The sequence below is a fragment of the Citrobacter sp. FP75 genome (assembly GCF_018342065.1).
Lineage (GTDB): Bacteria > Pseudomonadota > Gammaproteobacteria > Enterobacterales > Enterobacteriaceae > Citrobacter.
In genome coordinates, this window is record NZ_JAFDOE010000017.1 from 1 (window position 1) to 19879 (window position 19879).

Annotated in this window: 19 protein-coding genes and 1 pseudogene; 19 read left to right on the forward strand and 1 reads right to left on the reverse strand. The window is 49.9% G+C overall.

Translation table 11 applies throughout. The features are described from left to right. Positions 1 to 156: 156 nt before the first annotated feature. The 4 genes and pseudogenes from JQ822_RS23900 (at position 157) to JQ822_RS23915 (ending at position 3133) form a co-directional block, all read left to right on the forward strand. Complete coding sequence (locus tag JQ822_RS23900; protein ID WP_000427623.1) at positions 157 to 1161, forward strand: IS110-like element IS4321 family transposase; 1005 nt, start codon at positions 157 to 159, stop codon at positions 1159 to 1161. A 125-nt stretch (positions 1162 to 1286) separates the two neighbouring features. Beyond that, positions 1287 to 2135, forward strand: a pseudogene (locus JQ822_RS23905) (Tn3 family transposase); the annotation flags it as partial. 41 nt (positions 2136 to 2176) lie between these two features. Continuing rightward, the gene (locus JQ822_RS23910; protein WP_227525328.1) at positions 2177 to 2524 is read left to right on the forward strand and encodes a thermonuclease family protein; all 348 of its coding nucleotides are present in this window, start codon (positions 2177 to 2179) and stop codon (positions 2522 to 2524) included. 324 nt (positions 2525 to 2848) lie between these two features. Next, positions 2849 to 3133, forward strand: a complete 285-nt coding sequence (locus tag JQ822_RS23915) for a hypothetical protein (protein ID WP_053389728.1) — start codon at positions 2849 to 2851, stop codon at positions 3131 to 3133. A 1431-nt stretch (positions 3134 to 4564) separates the two neighbouring features. Here JQ822_RS23915 and repA read toward each other — a convergent pair. Continuing rightward, the gene (gene repA, locus JQ822_RS23920; RefSeq protein ID WP_048227619.1) at positions 4565 to 5431 is read right to left on the reverse strand and encodes a plasmid replication initiator RepA; all 867 of its coding nucleotides are present in this window, start codon (positions 5429 to 5431) and stop codon (positions 4565 to 4567) included. A gap of 762 nt (positions 5432 to 6193) precedes the next feature. Between repA and JQ822_RS24730 the strand changes: the two genes are divergently transcribed. The 15 genes from JQ822_RS24730 to pilV form a co-directional block, all read left to right on the forward strand. Further along, positions 6194 to 6877 carry a helix-turn-helix transcriptional regulator gene (locus tag JQ822_RS24730; protein WP_255366017.1) on the forward strand — a complete coding sequence of 228 codons (684 nt, stop codon included), beginning with the start codon at positions 6194 to 6196 and terminating at the stop codon, positions 6875 to 6877. 451 nt (positions 6878 to 7328) lie between these two features. Next, a complete protein-coding gene (locus JQ822_RS23935) occupies positions 7329 to 7589 on the forward strand; it encodes a helix-turn-helix transcriptional regulator (RefSeq protein ID WP_048227622.1) in 261 nt (86 codons plus the stop codon). 283 nt (positions 7590 to 7872) lie between these two features. Further along, a complete protein-coding gene (locus JQ822_RS23940; protein ID WP_048227623.1) occupies positions 7873 to 8382 on the forward strand; it encodes a transcription termination/antitermination NusG family protein in 510 nt (169 codons plus the stop codon). Between the two features lie 239 nt (positions 8383 to 8621). Continuing rightward, positions 8622 to 9302 carry a hypothetical protein gene (locus JQ822_RS23945; protein WP_048227624.1) on the forward strand — a complete coding sequence of 227 codons (681 nt, stop codon included), beginning with the start codon at positions 8622 to 8624 and terminating at the stop codon, positions 9300 to 9302. Between the two features lie 22 nt (positions 9303 to 9324). Beyond that, on the forward strand, positions 9325 to 10449 hold the full coding sequence (locus tag JQ822_RS23950) for a TcpQ domain-containing protein (RefSeq protein ID WP_058687258.1): 1125 nt from the start codon (positions 9325 to 9327) through the stop codon (positions 10447 to 10449). Further along, the gene (pilM, locus tag JQ822_RS23955; RefSeq protein WP_224773767.1) at positions 10446 to 10886 is read left to right on the forward strand and encodes a type IV pilus biogenesis protein PilM; all 441 of its coding nucleotides are present in this window, start codon (positions 10446 to 10448) and stop codon (positions 10884 to 10886) included. The genes JQ822_RS23950 and pilM overlap by 4 nt, the downstream gene beginning before the upstream one ends. 14 nt (positions 10887 to 10900) lie before the next feature. Beyond that, positions 10901 to 12577 (forward strand): PilN family type IVB pilus formation outer membrane protein, encoded by a 1677-nt coding sequence (pilN, locus tag JQ822_RS23960; protein WP_048227625.1) that lies wholly within the window; start codon positions 10901 to 10903, stop codon positions 12575 to 12577. Position 12578: 1 nt separating this feature from the next. Further along, positions 12579 to 13883, forward strand: a complete 1305-nt coding sequence (gene pilO2, locus JQ822_RS23965) for a type 4b pilus protein PilO2 (protein ID WP_048227626.1) — start codon at positions 12579 to 12581, stop codon at positions 13881 to 13883. After that, a complete protein-coding gene (gene pilP, locus JQ822_RS23970) occupies positions 13867 to 14367 on the forward strand; it encodes a type IV pilus biogenesis protein PilP (protein ID WP_053069306.1) in 501 nt (166 codons plus the stop codon). Before pilO2 ends, pilP begins: the two co-directional genes overlap by 17 nt. A 2-nt stretch (positions 14368 to 14369) precedes the next feature. Further along, the gene (locus tag JQ822_RS23975; RefSeq protein ID WP_048227627.1) at positions 14370 to 15929 is read left to right on the forward strand and encodes a GspE/PulE family protein; all 1560 of its coding nucleotides are present in this window, start codon (positions 14370 to 14372) and stop codon (positions 15927 to 15929) included. Beyond that, positions 15922 to 17016 carry a type II secretion system F family protein gene (locus JQ822_RS23980; RefSeq protein ID WP_040231337.1) on the forward strand — a complete coding sequence of 365 codons (1095 nt, stop codon included), beginning with the start codon at positions 15922 to 15924 and terminating at the stop codon, positions 17014 to 17016. The genes JQ822_RS23975 and JQ822_RS23980 overlap by 8 nt, the downstream gene beginning before the upstream one ends. A 13-nt stretch (positions 17017 to 17029) precedes the next feature. Next, positions 17030 to 17644, forward strand: coding sequence for a type 4 pilus major pilin (locus tag JQ822_RS23985; protein WP_052463753.1), 615 nt, complete (start codon positions 17030 to 17032; stop codon positions 17642 to 17644). 84 nt (positions 17645 to 17728) lie between these two features. Continuing rightward, positions 17729 to 18211: a lytic transglycosylase domain-containing protein gene (locus JQ822_RS23990; RefSeq protein ID WP_069325157.1), complete on the forward strand. Its 483-nt coding sequence runs from the start codon at positions 17729 to 17731 to the stop codon at positions 18209 to 18211. Continuing rightward, positions 18196 to 18870, forward strand: a complete 675-nt coding sequence (locus JQ822_RS23995; protein WP_053389052.1) for a prepilin peptidase — start codon at positions 18196 to 18198, stop codon at positions 18868 to 18870. The genes JQ822_RS23990 and JQ822_RS23995 overlap by 16 nt, the downstream gene beginning before the upstream one ends. Further along, on the forward strand, positions 18867 to 19879 hold a 1013-nt coding region (gene pilV, locus JQ822_RS24000; RefSeq protein WP_171846127.1), incomplete at its 3' end, for a shufflon system plasmid conjugative transfer pilus tip adhesin PilV. The genes JQ822_RS23995 and pilV, both read left to right, overlap by 4 nt.

Consider the following 19879-nt stretch of genomic DNA (forward strand, 5'->3'; position numbering starts at 1 on the left):
GGCCTTTGAATGGGTTCATGTGCAGCTCCATCAGCAAAAGGGGATGATAAGTTTATCACCACCGACTATTTGCAACAGTGCCCTTTATTTAATGAGATGGTCACTCCCTCCTTCCCGGTACTATGCTGAGGACAGGCTTTCATTCGGAGAACTATCATGGAAAACATTGCGCTCATTGGTATCGATCTGGGTAAAAACTCTTTCCATATTCATTGCCAGGATCGTCGCGGGAAGGCTGTTTACCGTAAAAAATTTACCCGGCCAAAGTTGATCGAATTTTTGGCGACATGCCCCGCTACAACCATCGCAATGGAAGCCTGTGGCGGTTCTCACTTTATGGCACGCAAGTTGGAAGAGTTGGGGCATTCCCCAAAGCTGATATCACCACAATTTGTCCGCCCGTTCGTTAAAAGCAATAAAAACGACTTTGTCGACGCCGAAGCTATTTGTGAAGCTGCATCGCGTCCGTCTATGCGTTTTGTGCAGCCCAGAACGGAATCTCAGCAGGCAATGCGGGCTCTGCATCGTGTCCGTGAATCCCTGGTTCAGGATAAGGTAAAAACAACCAATCAAATGCATGCTTTTCTGCTGGAATTTGGCATTAGCGTTCCCCGAGGAGCTGCCGTTATTAGCCGACTGAGTACCATTCTTGAGGATAATAGTTTGCCTCTTTACCTCAGCCAGTTATTGCTGAAATTACAACAGCATTATCACTATCTTGTTGAGCAGATTAAAGATTTGGAATCCCAGTTGAAACGAAAGTTGGACGAAGATGAGGTTGGACAGCGCTTGCTGAGCATTCCCTGCGTCGGAACACTGACAGCGAGTACTATTTCAACTGAGATTGGCGACGGGAAGCAGTACGCCAGCAGCCGTGACTTTGCGGCGGCAACAGGGCTTGTACCTCGGCAGTACAGCACGGGAGGTAGGACGACATTGCTGGGAATTAGTAAGCGAGGTAATAAAAAGATCCGAACTTTGTTGGTTCAATGTGCCAGGGTATTCATACAAAAACTGGAACACCAGTCTGGCAAATTGGCCGATTGGGTCAGGGATTTACTGTGCCGGAAAAGCAACTTTGTCGTCACTTGTGCTCTGGCAAACAAGCTGGCCAGAATAGCCTGGGCCCTAACGGCACGACAGCAAACTTATGTAGCATAACGGCAGAAATACACCGGTTTAAAGAATTACTGATCTGGTTTTGCGAATACTGATATTGATGATACTAACGGCCCACCGGCCTGTTGAGGAACCTGTAAAACGGAAAGGCTCATTGAAGCCGTATATTTTCTGGAGGTTNGTATTCCGGCTTTCACGGCATCGTTATCCCCGGTACGTTGCGTGACTCTATCTTTGTGCTGGAAGGGCTTCTGGAGCAGCAGACGGGGCTGAATCCGGTGGAGATTATGACGGACACTGGAGGGTCCAGCGACATTATCTTTGGCCTGTTCTGGCTGCTGGGCTACCAGTTTTCGCCCCGCCTGGCAGATGCCGGTGAGGCGGTATTTTGGCGTGCAGATAAAAATGCGAACTACGGGGTACTGGATGAGCTGGCGCGGGGATGCGTTGAACTGTCAAAGATAGAAACCCAATGGGATGAAATGATGAGGGTTTCCGGTTCTCTGAAGCTGGGTACAGTCCACGCCTCAGAACTTGTGGGCTCGCTTTTAAAAAGTTCCCGTCCGTCAGGGCTGGCGCAGGCGATTATGGAGGTGGGACGGGTCAACAAGACGCTGTACCTCCTCAACTACATTGATGATGAAGAATATCGTCGCAGGATACTGACTCAGCTTAACCGGGGAGAAGGCCGTCACGCCGTGGCAAGGGCGATCTGTTACGGCCAACGTGGTGAGATTAGAAAACGTTACCGTGAGGGGCAGGAGGATCAACTGGGTGCGCTGGGGCTTGTCACTAACGCAGTTGTATTGTGGAACACGCTTTATATGCAGGAAGCGCTATCACATTTGCGCAGCGCTGGTGAGATCCCGGAAGACGAGCATATCTCACGCCTGTCGCCACTGATGTACGGTCATATCAACATGCTGGGACATTATACGTTCACGCTGCCGGAAAATATTCTGAAGGGAGAGTTGAGGCCATTAAATTTCAATTCAAACAATGAATTATTGCCTTAACGTGGTTTTTTACACGATTGAACCTCGAACCCCGGAACAGAGTGACCCGTGTTCGTCTGGCCGGCATTGATGCACCCGAAAAGAGCCAGCCCTTTGGCCAGCGCTCCCGTCAGGCTCTTTCATCGATGGTGGCGCAGCGAACCGTAACCGTCACGGGAGGAGATACGGATCGTTATGGACGGCTATTGGGTACGGTGTGGCTTGACGCTAAGGACGTGAATGCCGAACAGATCCGTAAGGGACTGGCCTGGGCGTACCGATATCACGGAAAACCCATCAAACCTGACTACGCTGCCCTCGAAGACGAAGCCAGACGTCTGGCAATCGGACTCTGGTCAGCCCCCGACCAGACAGAACCCTGGCGTTGGCGGAAGCAACATCAGGGATAAGGCTCTCTCAATGACGCCCTGAATCCGAACGTTGCCGACAGCAGGGGAAACCGATTACCTGTGCCTGTGTGAAAATGCCTGCATCCTGTGCTACGAGTTCTCACGATGCCAGGCGGCCGATTTGACTGCCAGTGCCAGTGCGCGTCCTTCTCCTTTCTTTTCCTGTTATACATAGCAACACGCAGATATATATTGACGGAAATAAAATGCACTTAAGTTAAAACTAATGGACATATCAGAACATAACCTATAAATTTATATATGTGCAGTAGAAACAAGTCTAATTAAATATATATCATTAACAATTTCCTCAGGAGTTCTAAAATGAATAAGAAGAGTGACAGAACCTTTCCTAAACCATTTTATTTTGCAGTCCTGTATGTAATAACGTTTTCCTTTTCTTACGCATGTTTATCTGAAATTCAACTAATTGTGTCAAATAATAATTCGCAAATTGATGCGGTGTGGCCATTAAACTGGATTACAGATCCGAACCAACGCATCTATGGTGCAGCTTTTTTAGGAGTGCTTATCTGCTGGGTTATTAATATTGTTTTCAACAAAGTTATTTTTACAAAGTATAAGAATTCGAGAAAACAATCCATCTGAAGCCCATACCTTTTAGGGATGGCGGACGCTTGTTCGCCACCTGAGCTATGCCACACGTTGTACTCCCTCAAAACCCTATCCCAAACTTTCCCTCGTTCAGCGCGTAGTTCTTTTCCTCATCATCCAGTACTCTGAGAGGAACTTTGTTTAGTTTGCACATGATACCCCCCATTTTGGTGGTTTGAACGTAAGATTACGGGTATTGATACCTTATTCAACTATTACTTTTATCCAGCTATTTGATACATAGTCGATACCGTTAATAATATCCACTGCATCGGTATCACATATTACTGTAGTTGTCCCGTAAAAAACACTAACCCATAAATATCACCCCTGAATATTTACGCTACAAACAGCTATTACTTTGTTGTCTTGTTGACGAGGTCTTTTGTACACATGCTGTCGAACGCTAAAATTTATGCTCAACGGAAATTTCGGCAGTTCCAGCGGCTACCGGTATAAACGGAGAATAATTATGCCGCGTGGCGGCATAAAGGCGCCAACAGATGTTAAATATTACACTGAAAGTGAGTGGCGCCGTTGCCCGGCGTAGCCGGTTACAGTTCTGATAGGTTCCACCAATCCATCCCTTCCCCCTGTTAAGCCATAATCCGCAAACAGGCTGTACAGAAAGCTATGTGCGCCGTCGGAGTGGTCACGACAAGGCTTAGCCGCAGTCGGGGCGTATCTCCGCGTTAGCGGGCCGTTAGGACCGCTTACGGGCGTGTTATCCTGGACCTGTCGACAGTATAAATTAAAGCAGCTCAGAATCTAGTTACAACATCCATCATTAAAAGCGATGTCTTCCGGCCCTTTGGGCCGGGTGGCGGCGCTTTTCAGTGGTGAGTTTGTGTGATGAGTTGAAGATTTGGAAGGTCAGTTACCAGATGTTGGCAGTTTATAAAGTTTTGCACCCTGCCCGCCATTTTTGGCGGGAGCTACTTTAAGGCGCAAAGCGCCTGAACCGAACCGGCGCGGACAGCGTCCGCTGCAAGGGCGGGCGTTATACACATGTCCACAGGACAGGTGCTGAATAGGTTTTATTTTTAAAAGTAAGTAATAACTGAAGTTTAAAAGAAAGAAGATCGGGTGTTTAAAAGGATCATCGTAGTTTGTAAAGAAACCATTTAGTGGTTTGAACGATATCCTTCCAGTGGATTGAAGCAATAGCCTCTTGTAGTTTGTGTGGATAAGTAGAAGAACAACGAAAAGCGGCGAAACATTGGGCGATCGGTCACAGAAATGTGTGACCAACCAAGGTCGGATTTTGTTTAAGTTTATTCACCCCGAGGTCTACAGGACGAGTATGTCATTCAGAGACCTGAAACAGGGACTTGGACAGGTGAAAACTGCAATACAAGCTGTAAAGCAGGCAGGCGTAAACCGGCGCCAGGGCACCAGGTCATATAGATTGTGTATTAGCAGGCGTTAAGTTGTGACGAGCAAGGCATCACCGAGTCGAGCATAATGGCCACGCGAGAGCTTCATTCGCTCAGTGACACGACGTTCTATCTCGTCGCGCACCGAATCAAGAGTACCGAAGAAGCGGCCCTTACTGATTTCTTTCTGGAGCTGCAGACGAACCAGTTGCTCAATCTCTTTACGCGTTCGGGGAGCATCCTTACGCGCCCTGTGCCGTTTCATGCCGTGTTCATAACGTGACTTATGATACTGTCGGAAGCGTTCACGCACGAATGACCAGGCTGCACTGATAAGTTCATCTGCACCGGCGCGAGGTAGCCCTTTCTTCTCACGTTGCTTGTTCTCCCACTCGATACGGCTGCGACGGGCTGCAGCAACTGCTTCCTCAGACACTCCCAGTACCTGCCACATCAGCGGCGTGAAAGTTATGTCTGTGGGGATATTGCAGCCAATTTCTTTGTCGTATTCGGTGTTATAGGTAATGAGATTGAGCTGAGCGAGAAACTTCAGAGCCCCCGTCAGGCGGGTGATCGACAGACGTTTTTTTTCCGTGGCCAGCCCGCAGCGAATGCTCATGGTAGTAAGCGATGAACCAACGCGATTAGCCAGGGGATTAAAATAATGGCACATTGCCTGAACAGCTGCTTCCAGAGCCCGTATGCGCAACACTGGAGGGCGCTTTTTGCGCTCACCACGGGCGATCAGCATAGCAACCAGAGCCTGAAACTCTGCACGCTGAGTGAAGCCAACAGCTTTCTCGCGAATTTTTTCACAGAATGGCAGGGTTTTCTTTCCCTTTTCAGGAATGAACTCTGGATTCGGATTTTTTACCTGGCGGTAAAGTGTAGTAGCTTCAGAATTCTGCTTACTCACTACTTCCTGCGCTTATGTTGCACAGAAGGAGTAAGCACGGAATCTCTTGTCTTTTTTCGCGCACGGGTTATACTCCCATACAGAAGCAACAACTTCTGCATGATTTGTTAAGGACCCCGTTAATCTCGCGATGCCGCCAAGTATCTAAGATTATCGGGGTTTTTGCTTTTCTGGGCTTAGTTAACTAACCTGCCAGAACCTGTCACCTTCTAAGGCGTGACAACCTAATAAATTCATTTATAACAATAAGTTCACCGACTTTATCACCACAACAATGCAGGATCAATTTTTAGGATCTCTCCAGCACCAGGATTAAGCTTCACTTCTGGAACGATGCGCTTCTGCGTCTCGTTTTAAGCTCTCGAAAAGCTCTAGTGGTACAAGATAAAACGCCGGCGCGCTACGATTCAGAATAGCAATAGCATCACCCTCTGCTGACTCGACAGTCCCTAACGGATCCCTTTTGAACTCCGTGATACCAGCGACTTTCGTGCAATGTATCGGATGTGCCATAACTCCTCCTGGTTTACAGATAGCACCTACGAATTATTGTATCGTAGCATACAATCAGACACTTAAAAGCATCATTAACTAATATTATGATCGCTGATCAAACTCAGTTAAGTGTAGTTTTACATGATATAGTACATCCGCACACAGAATATACCTCTAAAATTCAAATAGATACGGCCATTAGCGGATGATGTCTAAAATCATTTCTTCAAAAAAAAATTCCAACTTGCTCCTCAGGTCTTAAACCTGATTTCCAACAGCAGGGAACCTATGACAATCAAGAATGGTAGCCTGCAGTATGTAGCAGTAAACCAAGCCTTTCTTAGGTTATTAAAACTCCCTTATGATTATCCTATTGTAGGTAAAACATTAGACCAACTTCCTACATCCTTAGCTTACCTTTCACAGCGAATACACAATCAGGAAGAACTTGTTATGGAGCATGAAGACCAGTTCTCTTCAATCGTTACGCATCCAATAGGTGAGAGCAACTCTATACATGCTTTGTACTTCGAGTCCCGGCCCTATTATGACGATGAAGGGATCTGTTCCGGTACTATGCTTCAGGTAAGACCTGTTGATATTTTTGGACCAGATAGCTTACTGTCGGGAGACGTTCCCAAATCGTTGGTATATAGGGTACCGTCCGAGATATTTACTAATGCTGAATGGGAAGTCATTTTTTTAATATCTCTTAAATACAGCAGGAAAATTATGTCTCGGATATTAGGGACTTCTTTAAAAGCGGTAGAACACAGAATCAGCAGATGTCTGCAGAAAACCGGGACCGCGTCAGGGGCCGAGCTAATAGAAGTTTGCAAGAAGAATAACTGGGATGCCTATATCCCCCCTCGATTTTTAAAGCCGAGATTTCGATTATTCAGAGCTGATCCTGATGCGTATCTAGTTGACTCATCACTAAGCAAACAGTAGTCTTCAACAGTCATAGTAAATCCTGTGACCGGGCGTGAGAACCCGTATCTACACGTGCACATAGACACGCATAGCGTGTTTTTTTGTGTACTGAACCAGCACATCTGTGTAATGGCGGTTCAGGTAGGGCAACCGTAAGGTTGGCCGGTACCGTGTAGGCCGGTTTCTCACCCCTGCCTGGGCTGCCACCAGAGCGTGAGAACTCCGTGGTAGCCGATATCATATCTACACGGGAGCTTCATCTACAATGCTCAAGAACTTATCAAAGAATTCTCAATCCCCCTTAGCAAATAAACTTGGCTTTCAATGCCTTGTAGCTGATGTGTTCTCTAAACAGAACGCCCTAATCCATACCACATATCACAACATGTTCAATGGGGTTTCTCCCCATTAAGGGAGATGCATTTTACGCGTAAATTTATTACGTACTGATTTGCCAGGGGACTTCACAATGATTAATGAGAACACTATTAACGCCCTGCATAGCGTTTTTCCTGAACTTTCCAAAAAACAGTTAGAAATTGTGACTCTGTATGCACACGGAAATACATATGAATCCATTGCTGACATTTGCAATATCTCTGTTGAAACGGTCCGATCACATCTTAAGCGAAGCACTAAGGCTCTGAACTTAAAAAGCAACGATGCAATGCGGGCAGTAATATTGTCACGCTCATATTTTTTTATGATTTCATTAATGATCACAAATTAATCAAAAAATGCACCCCTTAAGGGTGCATTTTTAAGACTTGGACTATTTACACTTTACTTTGGTTTACTGGGATAGAATTATACGCGCAGACCTTTAAGTATTGCCGCCAATTTTACTTGAGGGTCTACCCTACAAGAGCATTCTGAGCTATGAGACCCCCAATACAGCAGGCAAACTTAAGTGTTTGTTAGTAAGACTGTTAGTCGTCATGGTTGAGTATGTTCGTCCCCGTTGAACATTGAATTATCCCGTCATGGATCAATTCTGCGCGAAGCGTTCAAAAATGAATATTGAGACTGTATGTAACCAACAATGGTATCTTGCTCTCTATATTACGGGGGGCAAAAATCGCGAGAAATTATTCGGCTGGCTACACGACAGGAGAATTACTCCCTGGACGCCATTATCCTTAACGAAAATACGTCGTGCTGATGCACCGCATGTTTTCAGAAAAAGGGTATCTGCAGTTTTTCCTGGATATTTTTTCCTAAAAGCCAATTTTGATGTTCAAAAGATAGATACTATTAGGGCGCACTCAGCCTTCTGCGATTTTGTGAAGTTCGGTAGCCAAATCACCCCAGTGAACACAAGGGTGGTTGAAGCATTAATGAAAAAATATCCCGACCCTACCCATCACCCTGCAGCAAGGGATGAACTGGAAGTTGCATCAAATATTTGGCTTACAAAAAGTCAGTACAAACGCCTGACACAGCTAGAAAAAATGGAACACCCAATATCCAGGACAGCGATGTTGTTCGATATGATCACCCATGCTGATGCATGGGGGTTTTGAAATGTAATTTACCGTAGCCTCTTAAACTGGCCTTAACCAGTTATCACTCCATCCCTTTTAGTTTCCCCCGTCTATGGGGGCTTTTTTTTGCACCGTTTTCCGGCAATGACGTCTGGGCTGGTCCTACCCGATGAACAACCTCTGTTCCTTTAACCAGCCAGCACTCAGGCTTCCTTCATTCTGGCGGAATGAAGGTACAGACGTCATTGCCAGAAACCGGAACCTAAGAGAGACAAACCATGCAATCCACCCAGGAACAGGTCAGCCATCTCTTGTGGTGCATTCTCGTTGCCTTACGTACGGCAGTCGAAAACCATCACATAACCTCAGAGCGTGGCAAACGTAGATTCATCACTGAATGGTTAAGCGGAGCAAGAAGAATACCGACATTCAAAGGAATGGGAAGCGAGTTCATGACTATCCGGCAGTTACTCGAAACCGAAAAAAAACGCTCCATTGATGCCGTACTGACTACGCTCTGGACGAACTCTGTATCAACCGGGAACTGCGATCTTTTTCGATTCCGGGCAGTACTTAATTCACTTCTAGGACTTGGTTGGAAACACTGCCTCTGCCCCTGGCCTGAACAAGTTGTCACCGAAATCATGGAGCGCCAGCGCACTCGGAAGAATCACATCCTGCAGCTCACTCGTATGGAAGAAGCATTTACCGCAACAGGCTCAATGATTTCACCTGTCACATTTCAACTCCTGCTGAAAAAAAACGAGGACGAAGAAGTTGAAAAGTCTTTCTATCTCGATCGTTTCTCTGTTGTTCGAGGCCGGGACACCTCGTTGTCTAAAGCTACTTTACGCACTCTCTATATCGGACATAGTACCCTGCCGGAAACCGCATGGGGAGCATGGGGAGATCGAGAAAATGTCGGCAGCGGTAATCTCTGGCGGCCAGACCTTCACTGACCGATAACAAAAGGAACAAACCATGAAGTTTCGACCATTCACCCGGGACGTCAGCGTGCATAAAATTGCCCTGCCCCTGTTAATACCGTCACTGTTGAGCAGCTGCACGGGATTTCAAAACCGTAATGTCGCACCAGACACCCCTGCACTCGTGTTTGTAGACGGTCAGATCAGCGACAGCGCTGATATAATCAAACAAACACAACGACGGATAGCGCCTCCGGCCGCTACACCTGTTCCCGTACGACAGTCGGCAACTGCAGCGCAGTTATCGAAGACCTCGCCTTTACCTCAACCAACAATGCTGGCTTCCTCCACAAGTAAATCCAGCGCACCTGGTTCAATCGCGAACCCATCACTGTCAACACTTACATTTATCGGCACACCGGGTCCCGTTGAAGTTCTGTCATTATCACCGGCGCGCAACCTCACACTCGAACAGTGGGTCAAACGTATCATTCCCACTGGCTGGGCACTCAACTACGAGAATGCACTGCGCCCTGTCCTGAATACCCGTATCGTCTCGGTATACACCAATGACCAGTGGACTAGGGTGCTCAACCGTTTGCTGGAAGAGCAATCAATCCAGGCGCAGGTGGACTGGAATCGTCATGCCGTCACACTGCAGCGAAAGGGTCAATCTGCTCAGTTAAAAACCTCTGCGTCGTCCACTGAAAACCGAACAACTCCTGCCCAGGCAGCCGGCGTACCGAAAAACCCATTCAGCGGCCCGGATTCAGCCCAACCAGTAACGCAGGCAACTGTTAAATCTCCGGCCCCTGTAACGACAAAATCGGCGCAGACACCGGTAGCGGTGAAACCGCAGCCAGTCACAGGACAACCGATCGCACCTGTGATTCAGGGCAAAACCTGGACGGCACCGGCTGGTACAACTCTGCGGGAAATGCTGATGAAATGGGCACAGGACACCCGCTGTGAATCTGGCGCTTCACCACACTGGACGGTTATATGGCCTGTCGCCGTGACGGATTATCGGCTTGATGCTCCGCTGACATTCCGCGGTTCATTTGAAACCATGCTCGGCCAAATGTTCGACCTTTACCGTACCGCACAGAAACCGCTTTATGCAGAAGCTTCCCGCATGCAGTGCGTGGTATCAGTCACAGACACTCCGGCAGGTCGATGATGGGCTGGGTCATACTGGCCATCGGTATGATATTTTTCCTTATCGCCGGTGATATAGATTCCCAGCGCAATCAGAACAGTCGGACAGCTATACAAACACAGAGCGGCCAGTTTTATGCATCCCAGTTCCTGACCATCGCTAATCGTGTTAATGACTGGCGTTACAAGACAGGTCAGAAGGAGGGCGCCATTCCAACCGATCAACTGGGTCTTCCCTTCACGCCCGACAGCCGAATCCAGTACCGGTTACTTCAGAGCAGATTGTGGATCTGGATGCCGGAACAACCTGGGCTCGTTGATGCATTACGGGCACAGAGTCGCGGTTCGGCACTTATCGGCACCATGAGAAGTGGCCAGCTAATCTGGCTCTCCGGTCTTGCCACCGGACTCACGGCACCACAGGGCGTTTCTGAAGGCGCCGTGGTTTACCTCAACTAATCCGGATTTTCCCCATGAAGAAAACCCTTTTGCGGCGCCTGCTGATGGCGTCCTGCTTTGCCATGCTCGCAGGCTGTACCTTCTCTGAAATCAACAAAATGCAGACGAAGGCTCAATCTGATGCCACGGTAGCCCGCGCGCAGGCGCAGCTGCCACGAACCCAACACCAACAACCACTGACCTGGACGGACCGGCAGTGGATTAACCCCAGCCCCATTCCTGTCGCCGTACGGGAAAGAAACCGCCAGGCTCCGTCCTGTAACATAACTCAGGCAAAAAAGAACATTACGCTGCAGGAACTGGCACAACGCATCACAGCTTTGTGCGGCACACCAGTCATATTTACTCCTGATGCCATTGATATCAGCCAGAGTAGCGTCAGCACCGGCGTCACACGCCAGATGAGTGGCTCACTCCCCCCCCCTGATGACAGTGGGCGGACACCACTGGCAAGCCTGGGTGGCGTAACCTCTCCGGCAACAGGCGGAACCAGCCAGCCCCTGAATCTCACCGGATTGATGTGGCAGGGCGATCTGGGCGGGCTTCTGGATCTGATGGCCAGCCGTAGCGGTCTCTACTGGCGAATGGATAATGGCACCATCGTTTTCTACCTGATGGAAACCCGGACCTATTCGTTGGCCATGCTGAATACCAAAACGTCCAGCACGTCGAGCGTCAGTTCAGGAACGACCAGCAGTATGGGGGCCACCAGTGGCACGGATAACTCCGCATCCGGGGAATCCACCACCTCCCAGAGCACAACTACCGGTCAGGAATACGATCTGTATGCTGATCTGCGCAAAGCTGTTGAGTCCATGCTGACTCCAAATAAAGGCCGCTACTGGCTGTCCTCGTCCAGCTCATCACTGATTGTGACGGATACACCTTCAGTACAGGCTGCCGTGGCCCGTTACGTGAACGAGCAGAATCTCATCATGAACCGGCAGGTAGCGCTGAATGTTGAAGTACTGAGCGTCGGTAATTCACGAAATGAAGATTTCCGGATTGACTGGAATCTGGTCTACAAGTCACTGCATTCAGCTGGCGCAACGCTTAATAACGCTACCGGGGATCTCTCTGGCGGTATATCTGCCGGCGCATCCATTCTTGATACCGCTACCGGTAATGCCGCGAAGTTTGCTGGCTCCAGCCTGCTGCTAAAAGCACTGTCCGAACAGGGTGATGTCAGCGTCGTCACCTCTCAGTCCAGCACCGTGACAAACCTGACGCCCGTGCCTATCCAGATGGCAGATCAGACGGTTTATGTGGCACAGTCGGCTACAACAACCACCACTGATGTTGGCGCCACCACAACTCTGACTCCGGGGATGATCACTACCGGGTTCAACATGACCCTCCTGCCGTTAATTCAGGAAACAGGTAATGTTCAGCTGCAGGTGAACTTCAATCTGTCTGATCCACCTACTATTCGTAACTTCACGTCAAAAGACGGCAACTCCTATATAGAGATGCCATATACCAAACTGCGCTCCCTGAGCCAGAAGGCAAACCTCCGGGCCGGGCAGTCGCTGATCCTCACCGGCTTTGATCAGAACAATACCTCCGTCAATAAGTCCGGTACCTTCACGCCAGGGAATCCGCTCCTGGGTGGAAGTCAGTCAGGTAAAAACGAGCGAACCACTTTGGTCATAGTGATCACGCCGACGTTCCCGCAGAACTCCGGAGGCTGAAATGAATGATGAGGCTTACCTGTTTACAATCCGGGATGGAAAATCTCGCAGCCGTTACTGGCTGGCGGGAATGGACTGGGCACCAAAGGAAAGGCAGAAATTCCGGCTACCGTCATTTCAACTGAGAAAAGCACGGCCCGCCAGTACAGCAGGTATCGGTGTTAATGCTTCCAGTGAACGAATAAATGGACGGGACAGGCAGCAACAGGTAGTTGGGGGCGGCCGATTGCCAGCCCGTCATCGCCGGCATCAGCTTTACTCACTGGCGCTCGCTTTTTGTGCCAGTACACGAAACGGATATGGTATTTACCGACTGAATAGTACTGATTTCGTGTTTCTGGCCAGCATCAATGGTTTGCCTGCCGTCACCGCCGATAAAACGGGGGGCGCAGACAAAATGCAAACGCTGCTGACACTGTTCCTGAGCATGAATGAACCGCCGTCAGAAGGATGGAAGTGTCTGGCCACAGTGGACACCCCGCTTGAAGCCAACAGTCTCTTTACCGGACTCTCTGCGCGTAGACGACAGCAATGCCGTGTACATGTTGATGGACTGCAAAGACAACGCTGGTTTTTAGCCAGCGCGATATTGCTGATGGGTACATTTGGCATTACCTGGTGGCAGGCTGCCACACCACCAGAGGAGCCGACGCTCACCGCCGAGGAAATCCAGGCCAGGGCCCGCGCGATGTTTGCCACCCAGGTAAAACCTCAATCTCTGCCTCACCCCTGGGCACACGAAGTCACGGCTACGGATCTTCTCAACGATTGTCAGAGACGGACCGATCCGGCGAAGTATGTTCTGGAAAGCTGGAAGCTGACATCCGGAACCTGTTCACCTGATGGGATAACACTTCTGTACCAGATTATGCCGGGCGGTACAGTAGAGGGATTCCTGGCCCGCGCCCGGGAAGTTTTCGGTGTCACACCTGTATTCAATCTGAAAGAGGGGGGGCGGGAAGCCAGGGTTACACTGGCTCCCCCTGACAGCCCACTCAAAGATGAAGCCGTGCCGAGCAGCTCAACGCAGTTCATCCGTATCCTCTCCTGGTTCCAGCGACAGCAGGTCATGCTCAACATCACTGATGTAGCTGCACCTCCAGTCCTGCCAGGGGCGAACGGAGAGCCGCCTCCCGTGCAGGACTGGCAGGAATACGTGTTTAGTTTCTCCGCTCCCCTCCCCTCCATCATGTTATTCGACGGTCTGGATGAAACTGGTATCCGACTAACCCGAATCTCTTTCGAGCTGAATGGCAGTGCGTTCAGCTATACCACTGAAGGTAAAATTTATGCGTCAGCAAAGTAACTTTCTGCGACAGGCGACACTCTGGCTCCTGCTGCCAGTATTCAGTCCATTACCTGTTCAGGCCTCTCAGTCAACTAACCAGCAGGTATCACAACCAGCCGAAGTGACAAAAGGTCAGCTTGAGCAACTGCATATCCGAAACATCATCCTCCAGGCAGAAGTGCAGGGGGCGCAACTTCAGCGCCAGCTGGAGGAAAACCAAGCCGGTGCCGGTACCGTCGCCCCTTCCCTTCCTGGAGCTATCGTCGGTGAGACTTCACTGCCCGGCCAACCTGCACGCACAGTTCCCGCAAATAATCGTCCTGTCGTGCTGGAAATCAACGGTCGCGACCAAAAACTCCGCGCCACACTACAACTACCATCAGGACAGTCACTGGTTGTATCGCCGGGGAGCCGTATTCCTGGTCTGGAGAGCACTGTCAGGAGTATTACGCTTGCCGGTGTCACACTCAGCGATGGCACTCTGCTTGCTTTCGGAGACTAACCATGAACGCTATTACTGCAGAATCCCTCCTGCTGTTTGATGACGGAGAAAAGAAAGAAATCCTTATCGACACCAACCAGCGAGGCGACCCAGGTGTACAGGCCGCGCTGATGGATTTAATGAATAAGCATCCAGGGATCAAACATCGTTTTGTTACTCTCTCGGACTTACGTGAGGCGAAAAAAAACCAGGCTGCTCAACCTCAGGCCAGCGATAAGGCTGGTTTGACGCTGGCAGATCTGGGTGGCGACAGCAGCCACAGTGAGCAACGGATCCTGAACTATTTCTCAGTGGCCAGAAAGCTCGGCTCCTCAGATATTCACTTCCTGATTTCAGACTCGCTCTTCCAGGTCAAAATGCGGGTTCACGGCTATTTACATGTGGTGGATGAACGTCAGAGAGAGGAAGGAATGTCCCTCTGTGCCACCTGTATTCTCTCTATGTCGGATGTGTCAGAAACCAGTTTCTACCCACACCGTGAGCAGGATGCACGACTCTCTCCAGCCATGATGCGGAAAATAGGCCTGTTTGGTGCCCGCTACAGCCACCGTCCAACTGGCGATGGTCTGATTGCGGTAATGCGCCTTATCCCGGATGACGGCAATAACGTACCTGACTTTCTACAACTGGGGTATTTGCCCGAACAAATCAAGCTACTGATACGCATGATTGACCGCCCTGAAGGGAAAATCATTCTCTCGGGACCTACCGGTTCTGGTAAGTCCACTACGCTGCGTACCGCCTGTCGGGTATACCTCGATACCAACCCCGGGCAACACCTTCTGACCATTGAAGATCCGCTTGAGGGACAGGTCGTGGGTGCTGTTCAGACCCCGATCATCTGCGACAAATCTGATGAAGAAGCAGTACATATCGCCTGGGGAAAAGCCATCTCGTCAGCTTTGCGACTGGACCCTGACTCAATCATGATGCAGGAAATGCGCGACCTTATCTCGATGCTGGCCACCATTTATGCCGCCCAGACCGGACACCTGGTGATGACTACGCTACACACAAACTCTGCACTCGGTATCCCGGAACGCATGGTTACGCTCGGCATTAACGAAAATCTGCTGTGTGATGCCCAGTTATTGATTGGACTTATCAGCCAGCGCCTGGTGCCCACGCTATGTCCTGAATGTCGTATATCCTGGCAGGATAAGGTCGCCAGCCTGACTCTCGAGGAAAAGGACTGGCTGGAGAAATACTGCAACATTGAAGGTATCTGTTCGACCGATAAGCTCTATTTCCACAACCCAGAGGGATGTGAAGCATGTACACAAGTGGTGGAGATAAACGGTCAGGTTCGCGGTAAAGTCGGTCAGGGGATCAGGGGGCGTACCGTCATTGCCGAGGTTATCGAGACCAATAACCGTCTTTTTAAGCTGCTGAAAACAGACGGCAAAGTCGCGGCGCGCCAATACTGGATAAATCACATGCAGGGGATCAGCCGTGTCCGGCACGTCCTGCATAAAATCAACGAAGGACTGGTCGACCCGCTGATGGCCAACCGTATCATTCCGCTCGATGAAGATGAACGTCTGGAGGTGGATGATGCGTGAAATGCACGTCCTGAAACGACTCCGATATACCCTGGTTCGCAAGACGTTCAGCGGTCGATACCGTGTTCAGTTCTATGATGCCCTGCGATTTCTGATTGAAAACCAGCAACAACTTAAGCCTTCACTGGAGAAAATGCGCAATGCTTGGACAAACTTCGGCCAGAACTGGCATCCCTACGTTGAGCTGACGGATGACTGTGTTGATGCCTTAAGGGAAAACAGCGGGGAAAAAACGCTGGAGCGTACGCTCTCCCGATGGCTACCGGCCGCAGAAGCGTCCGTCATAAGCGCAGGCATACGCAGTGAGTCACTACCACGCGCGCTAAGATACGCCTGTGCTCTGACCAGCGCCGGTAAGCGTATTCGTGCTGCAGTATGGCAGATGGCCATCTATCCGATCGGCTTTGCCATCATGATGGCCAGCACCATTTATGTGCTGAATACTGAGTTACTTCCCACGTTGACAGAAATCAGCCCGCCAGAGAACTGGACCGGTGCACTCGGCTTTCTTTATGGTATCTCGCTGTATTTCAGTGAATATGGCGTAATAACTGCCATCGCTACTATCGCATCAACTATCTGGACTATCTGGTCACTCCCCCGCTGGCACCGCCCCGACAAACTTCGCCGTGCATTCGACGGTCTGATGCCATGGTCGGTTTATAAGGATATTCAGGGTGCAACTTTCCTGTTGAACATCGGTGCACTACTGCAGTCCGGTGTCAAAACTAAAGACGCGCTGGAGATTCTGCAGGAAACGGCATCCCCCTGGCTTGCTGTGCGTATCGAAGCAATTACCGAACACGTTCGTGAAGGTAAACATTTCGGGCTGGCCCTGAAAGATTGCGGTTATGACTTTCCGTCGCAGGAAGCTGCCAACTTTCTCTCCCTTCTACAGGGGGACGGCGATGATGAAATCATAATTAACTACGGCCAGCGCTGGCTTGAACAAACTCTGGAGCGAGTAGCAAAACGTGCAGTCGTTATCCGCGGTCTCATGTTCCTGGCAATGATCCTGATGCTTTTGCTTCTGGTCCTTGTCGTTATGGATATCAATGCCCTTAACAGCTCGTCGGGCGCTTTTTAAACGAGGAAAAATCATGCAATTTAATTCCGAATCAACTTCTCAGACATACAAACCGGTTAAGACAGTGTTGCACCATCGAGGCTGGGGGTTTCTGGAACAGGGGAGTATTGCCCTGATCGTCCTGGTCGTCATCGGCCTTGTGCTGGCGGGATACTTCGCCCTCAAAAATAACGTCAACGTGGGTAAGGAATCATCGAATATTCAATCTCTCATCACCAGTACACAAAACCTGCTGAAAGGGGGAGATGGTTACACATTCACTTCCGGAGCCAAAATGATGGGCGCGCTTATCCAGATGAAAGTCCAGCCTAAAAGTATGACTGTACGGGGTACAGCCTCTTCAGGGACTGCCACACTTTACAATGGATGGGGTGGTGCAGTGACACTGTCACCTGTAACCGTGTCTGGATTCTCAAACGGATTCTCATTGACCTACGAAATGGTTCCTCAGGATGCCTGCGTCTCGCTCGCCACACAGCTCAGCCGAGCCAAAATTGCTGATGCCATTACCGTCAACTCCACGGCACACAGTGATGGAATCGTGACAACCGAAGAAGCCAGCGCACAATGCACAGCTGACAATGGGAGTACCGGTACTAACAAGCTGATCTTCACGCTTAACAGCTAAGGAGACGATATGCGGAGGGAACGCATTCTCTCCTGCTACCTGGCAATGATGCTGCTCATTTTTTCCCTTTCCCCAGGTCCATTGATGGCCAGTTCGAACTCCCCTCCTGATACGTTTGATGCCTGCTTTAATAGTGCCGGTGCCCGATACCAGATAGAGCCACTGCTGCTTAAGGCAATGGCCAAAGGGGAGTCCTGGCTCCGACCATGGGTCACAAACACTAACAGGGATAAAAAGGGCAATCCGGTCAGCACGGACTATGGGTTGATGCAGATAAATTCAACCCATGTGCCAAAGCTCATCCGAATGGGCATCATCCAGAGTGCAGAAGACCTGCTGAAACGACCCTGTCTGAATATTCAGATCGGGGCGTGGATACTGGCCAGCCACTTTCAGGTATGTGGTGTGACATGGAATTGCCTCGGGTCTTACAACGCTGGATTTCGTAAGGACAGGCACGAAACTCGCGAACAGTATGCCAACCGTATCTGGGGGTTCTATCTGGAACTGAAAGGCCTTCGAGTCTGTCGGCAGGAGAAAGGAAAGCGAATATGCGAACCATCATAGTCACCAGCCTGGCAACAGCATGGAGCCTGCCGTTACTGCTGGGTTTTGCGCTAATTGGCAGATGCCTGATGTGGAGAGTACTCGACTTTCTGGAAGATACCACTGCTCATAGTAAGGAGCGGAACTCGCTTCTAACTGCTGGGATTTGGCTTTTCGCCACGTTCAGTATGATCGCTGCCCTGTCACCGACTCCAATTGCCGATCGGGCTGCTGCCATCATGATGATGGGCTTCCTGCTTCAGTCCGGTATCACCGACGCAGTCAGTGGATATTTGCCACGTACTTTCACAGCACGTCTGTTACTTGGAGGACTTATTTGGGGAGTAACAAAAGACGTTTCGATTGCAGGTGTATATACGCAATTGGTGGAAATCGCTGTGGTGGGCGGCCTGATGACGTTGCTGAGTATCCTGATAAACCGGGGCGATCAGCGTCTTGGTCGGGGAGATTTATGGCTGATAACAGGTCTGACGGCCTGGATGGGGGGGAAAGATGCAGCACTGGCCACTCTGTTTGGTGCTGCAGCCTTTATGCTCTGGCTGCTAACCTGGCATTTGTCCGGAAAAAAAGAGGGGCCCCTTGGCCCCTGGTTGTGTCTTAGCGGGAGTCTCTTCCAGTTATCCAATCTGTATCAACCTGTATGGATATCAATCTTATGAAAAAGCACGATCGTGGCTGGGCGAATCTTGATGTTGCTCTGGCGCTCATAGTTGTGATGGCAATGACCGTCTTTGGACTCACTAAATACAAAGACTGGCAGCAGGAGAAAAACTGGCAGGTTGAAGCCTCCCATATCAGTACATACGCAGCTGCTGCACGGGGATACGTCGGTCGTAACTACGCCACTTTGTTAAGCGCAACCAGTACCACCGCGCCGACAGTGATAACTACGGCCATGCTTAAAAACACGGGTTTCCTGCCGTCCGGTTTCACCGAAACAAACAGTCAGGGTCAGCGTTTGAACACTTATCTGGTCAGGAATGGGCAAAACACGGAGTTACTACAGGGCATGGTAGTATCCAGCGGTGGCAGTGTATACCCGGACAAGGCATTGAGGCTGATATCAAGGGATATCAAAACCGGTTTCGGGGGCTACATTGATGATGGTAAAACCGCCACAGGTGCCCTGCGTTCTTGGAAAATCCTGCTGAGCAGTTACGGTGCCACCTCTGGTAATGGACATATTGCAGTACTCCTCTCAACAGATGAGCTGTCTGGTGCGCAGGAGGACAACGACAGGCTGTACCGTTTTCAGGTAAATGGGCGTCCCGATCTGAATAAAATGCACACTGCTATCGACATGGGTGGTAACAACCTGAACAGTGTCGGCACCATTAATGGCCAGACTGGAACATTTAGCGGAAACGTCAGTGGGTCAAACGGTATTTTTACCAGTAATGTCAGCGGTGCAAACGGTAGTTTCACCCAAAACATTACAGCCGGAGCACAGGTAAAAGGAGCAACGGTCCGTGCCGACAGCGACATTAGCGCCGGACGCAATATTACGGCAACTAACGAGGTTTCTGGTGCCACAGTCAAAGCAACAGGCAACTTGTCAGCAGGTGGGGTTTTGCAGTTGGATCGGATCAATGTTGCAGGCATCGCTTGTTACCCGAATGGGCAGATAAGCCGCGATGCCAATGGCGGCGTACTTTCCTGTCAATCCGG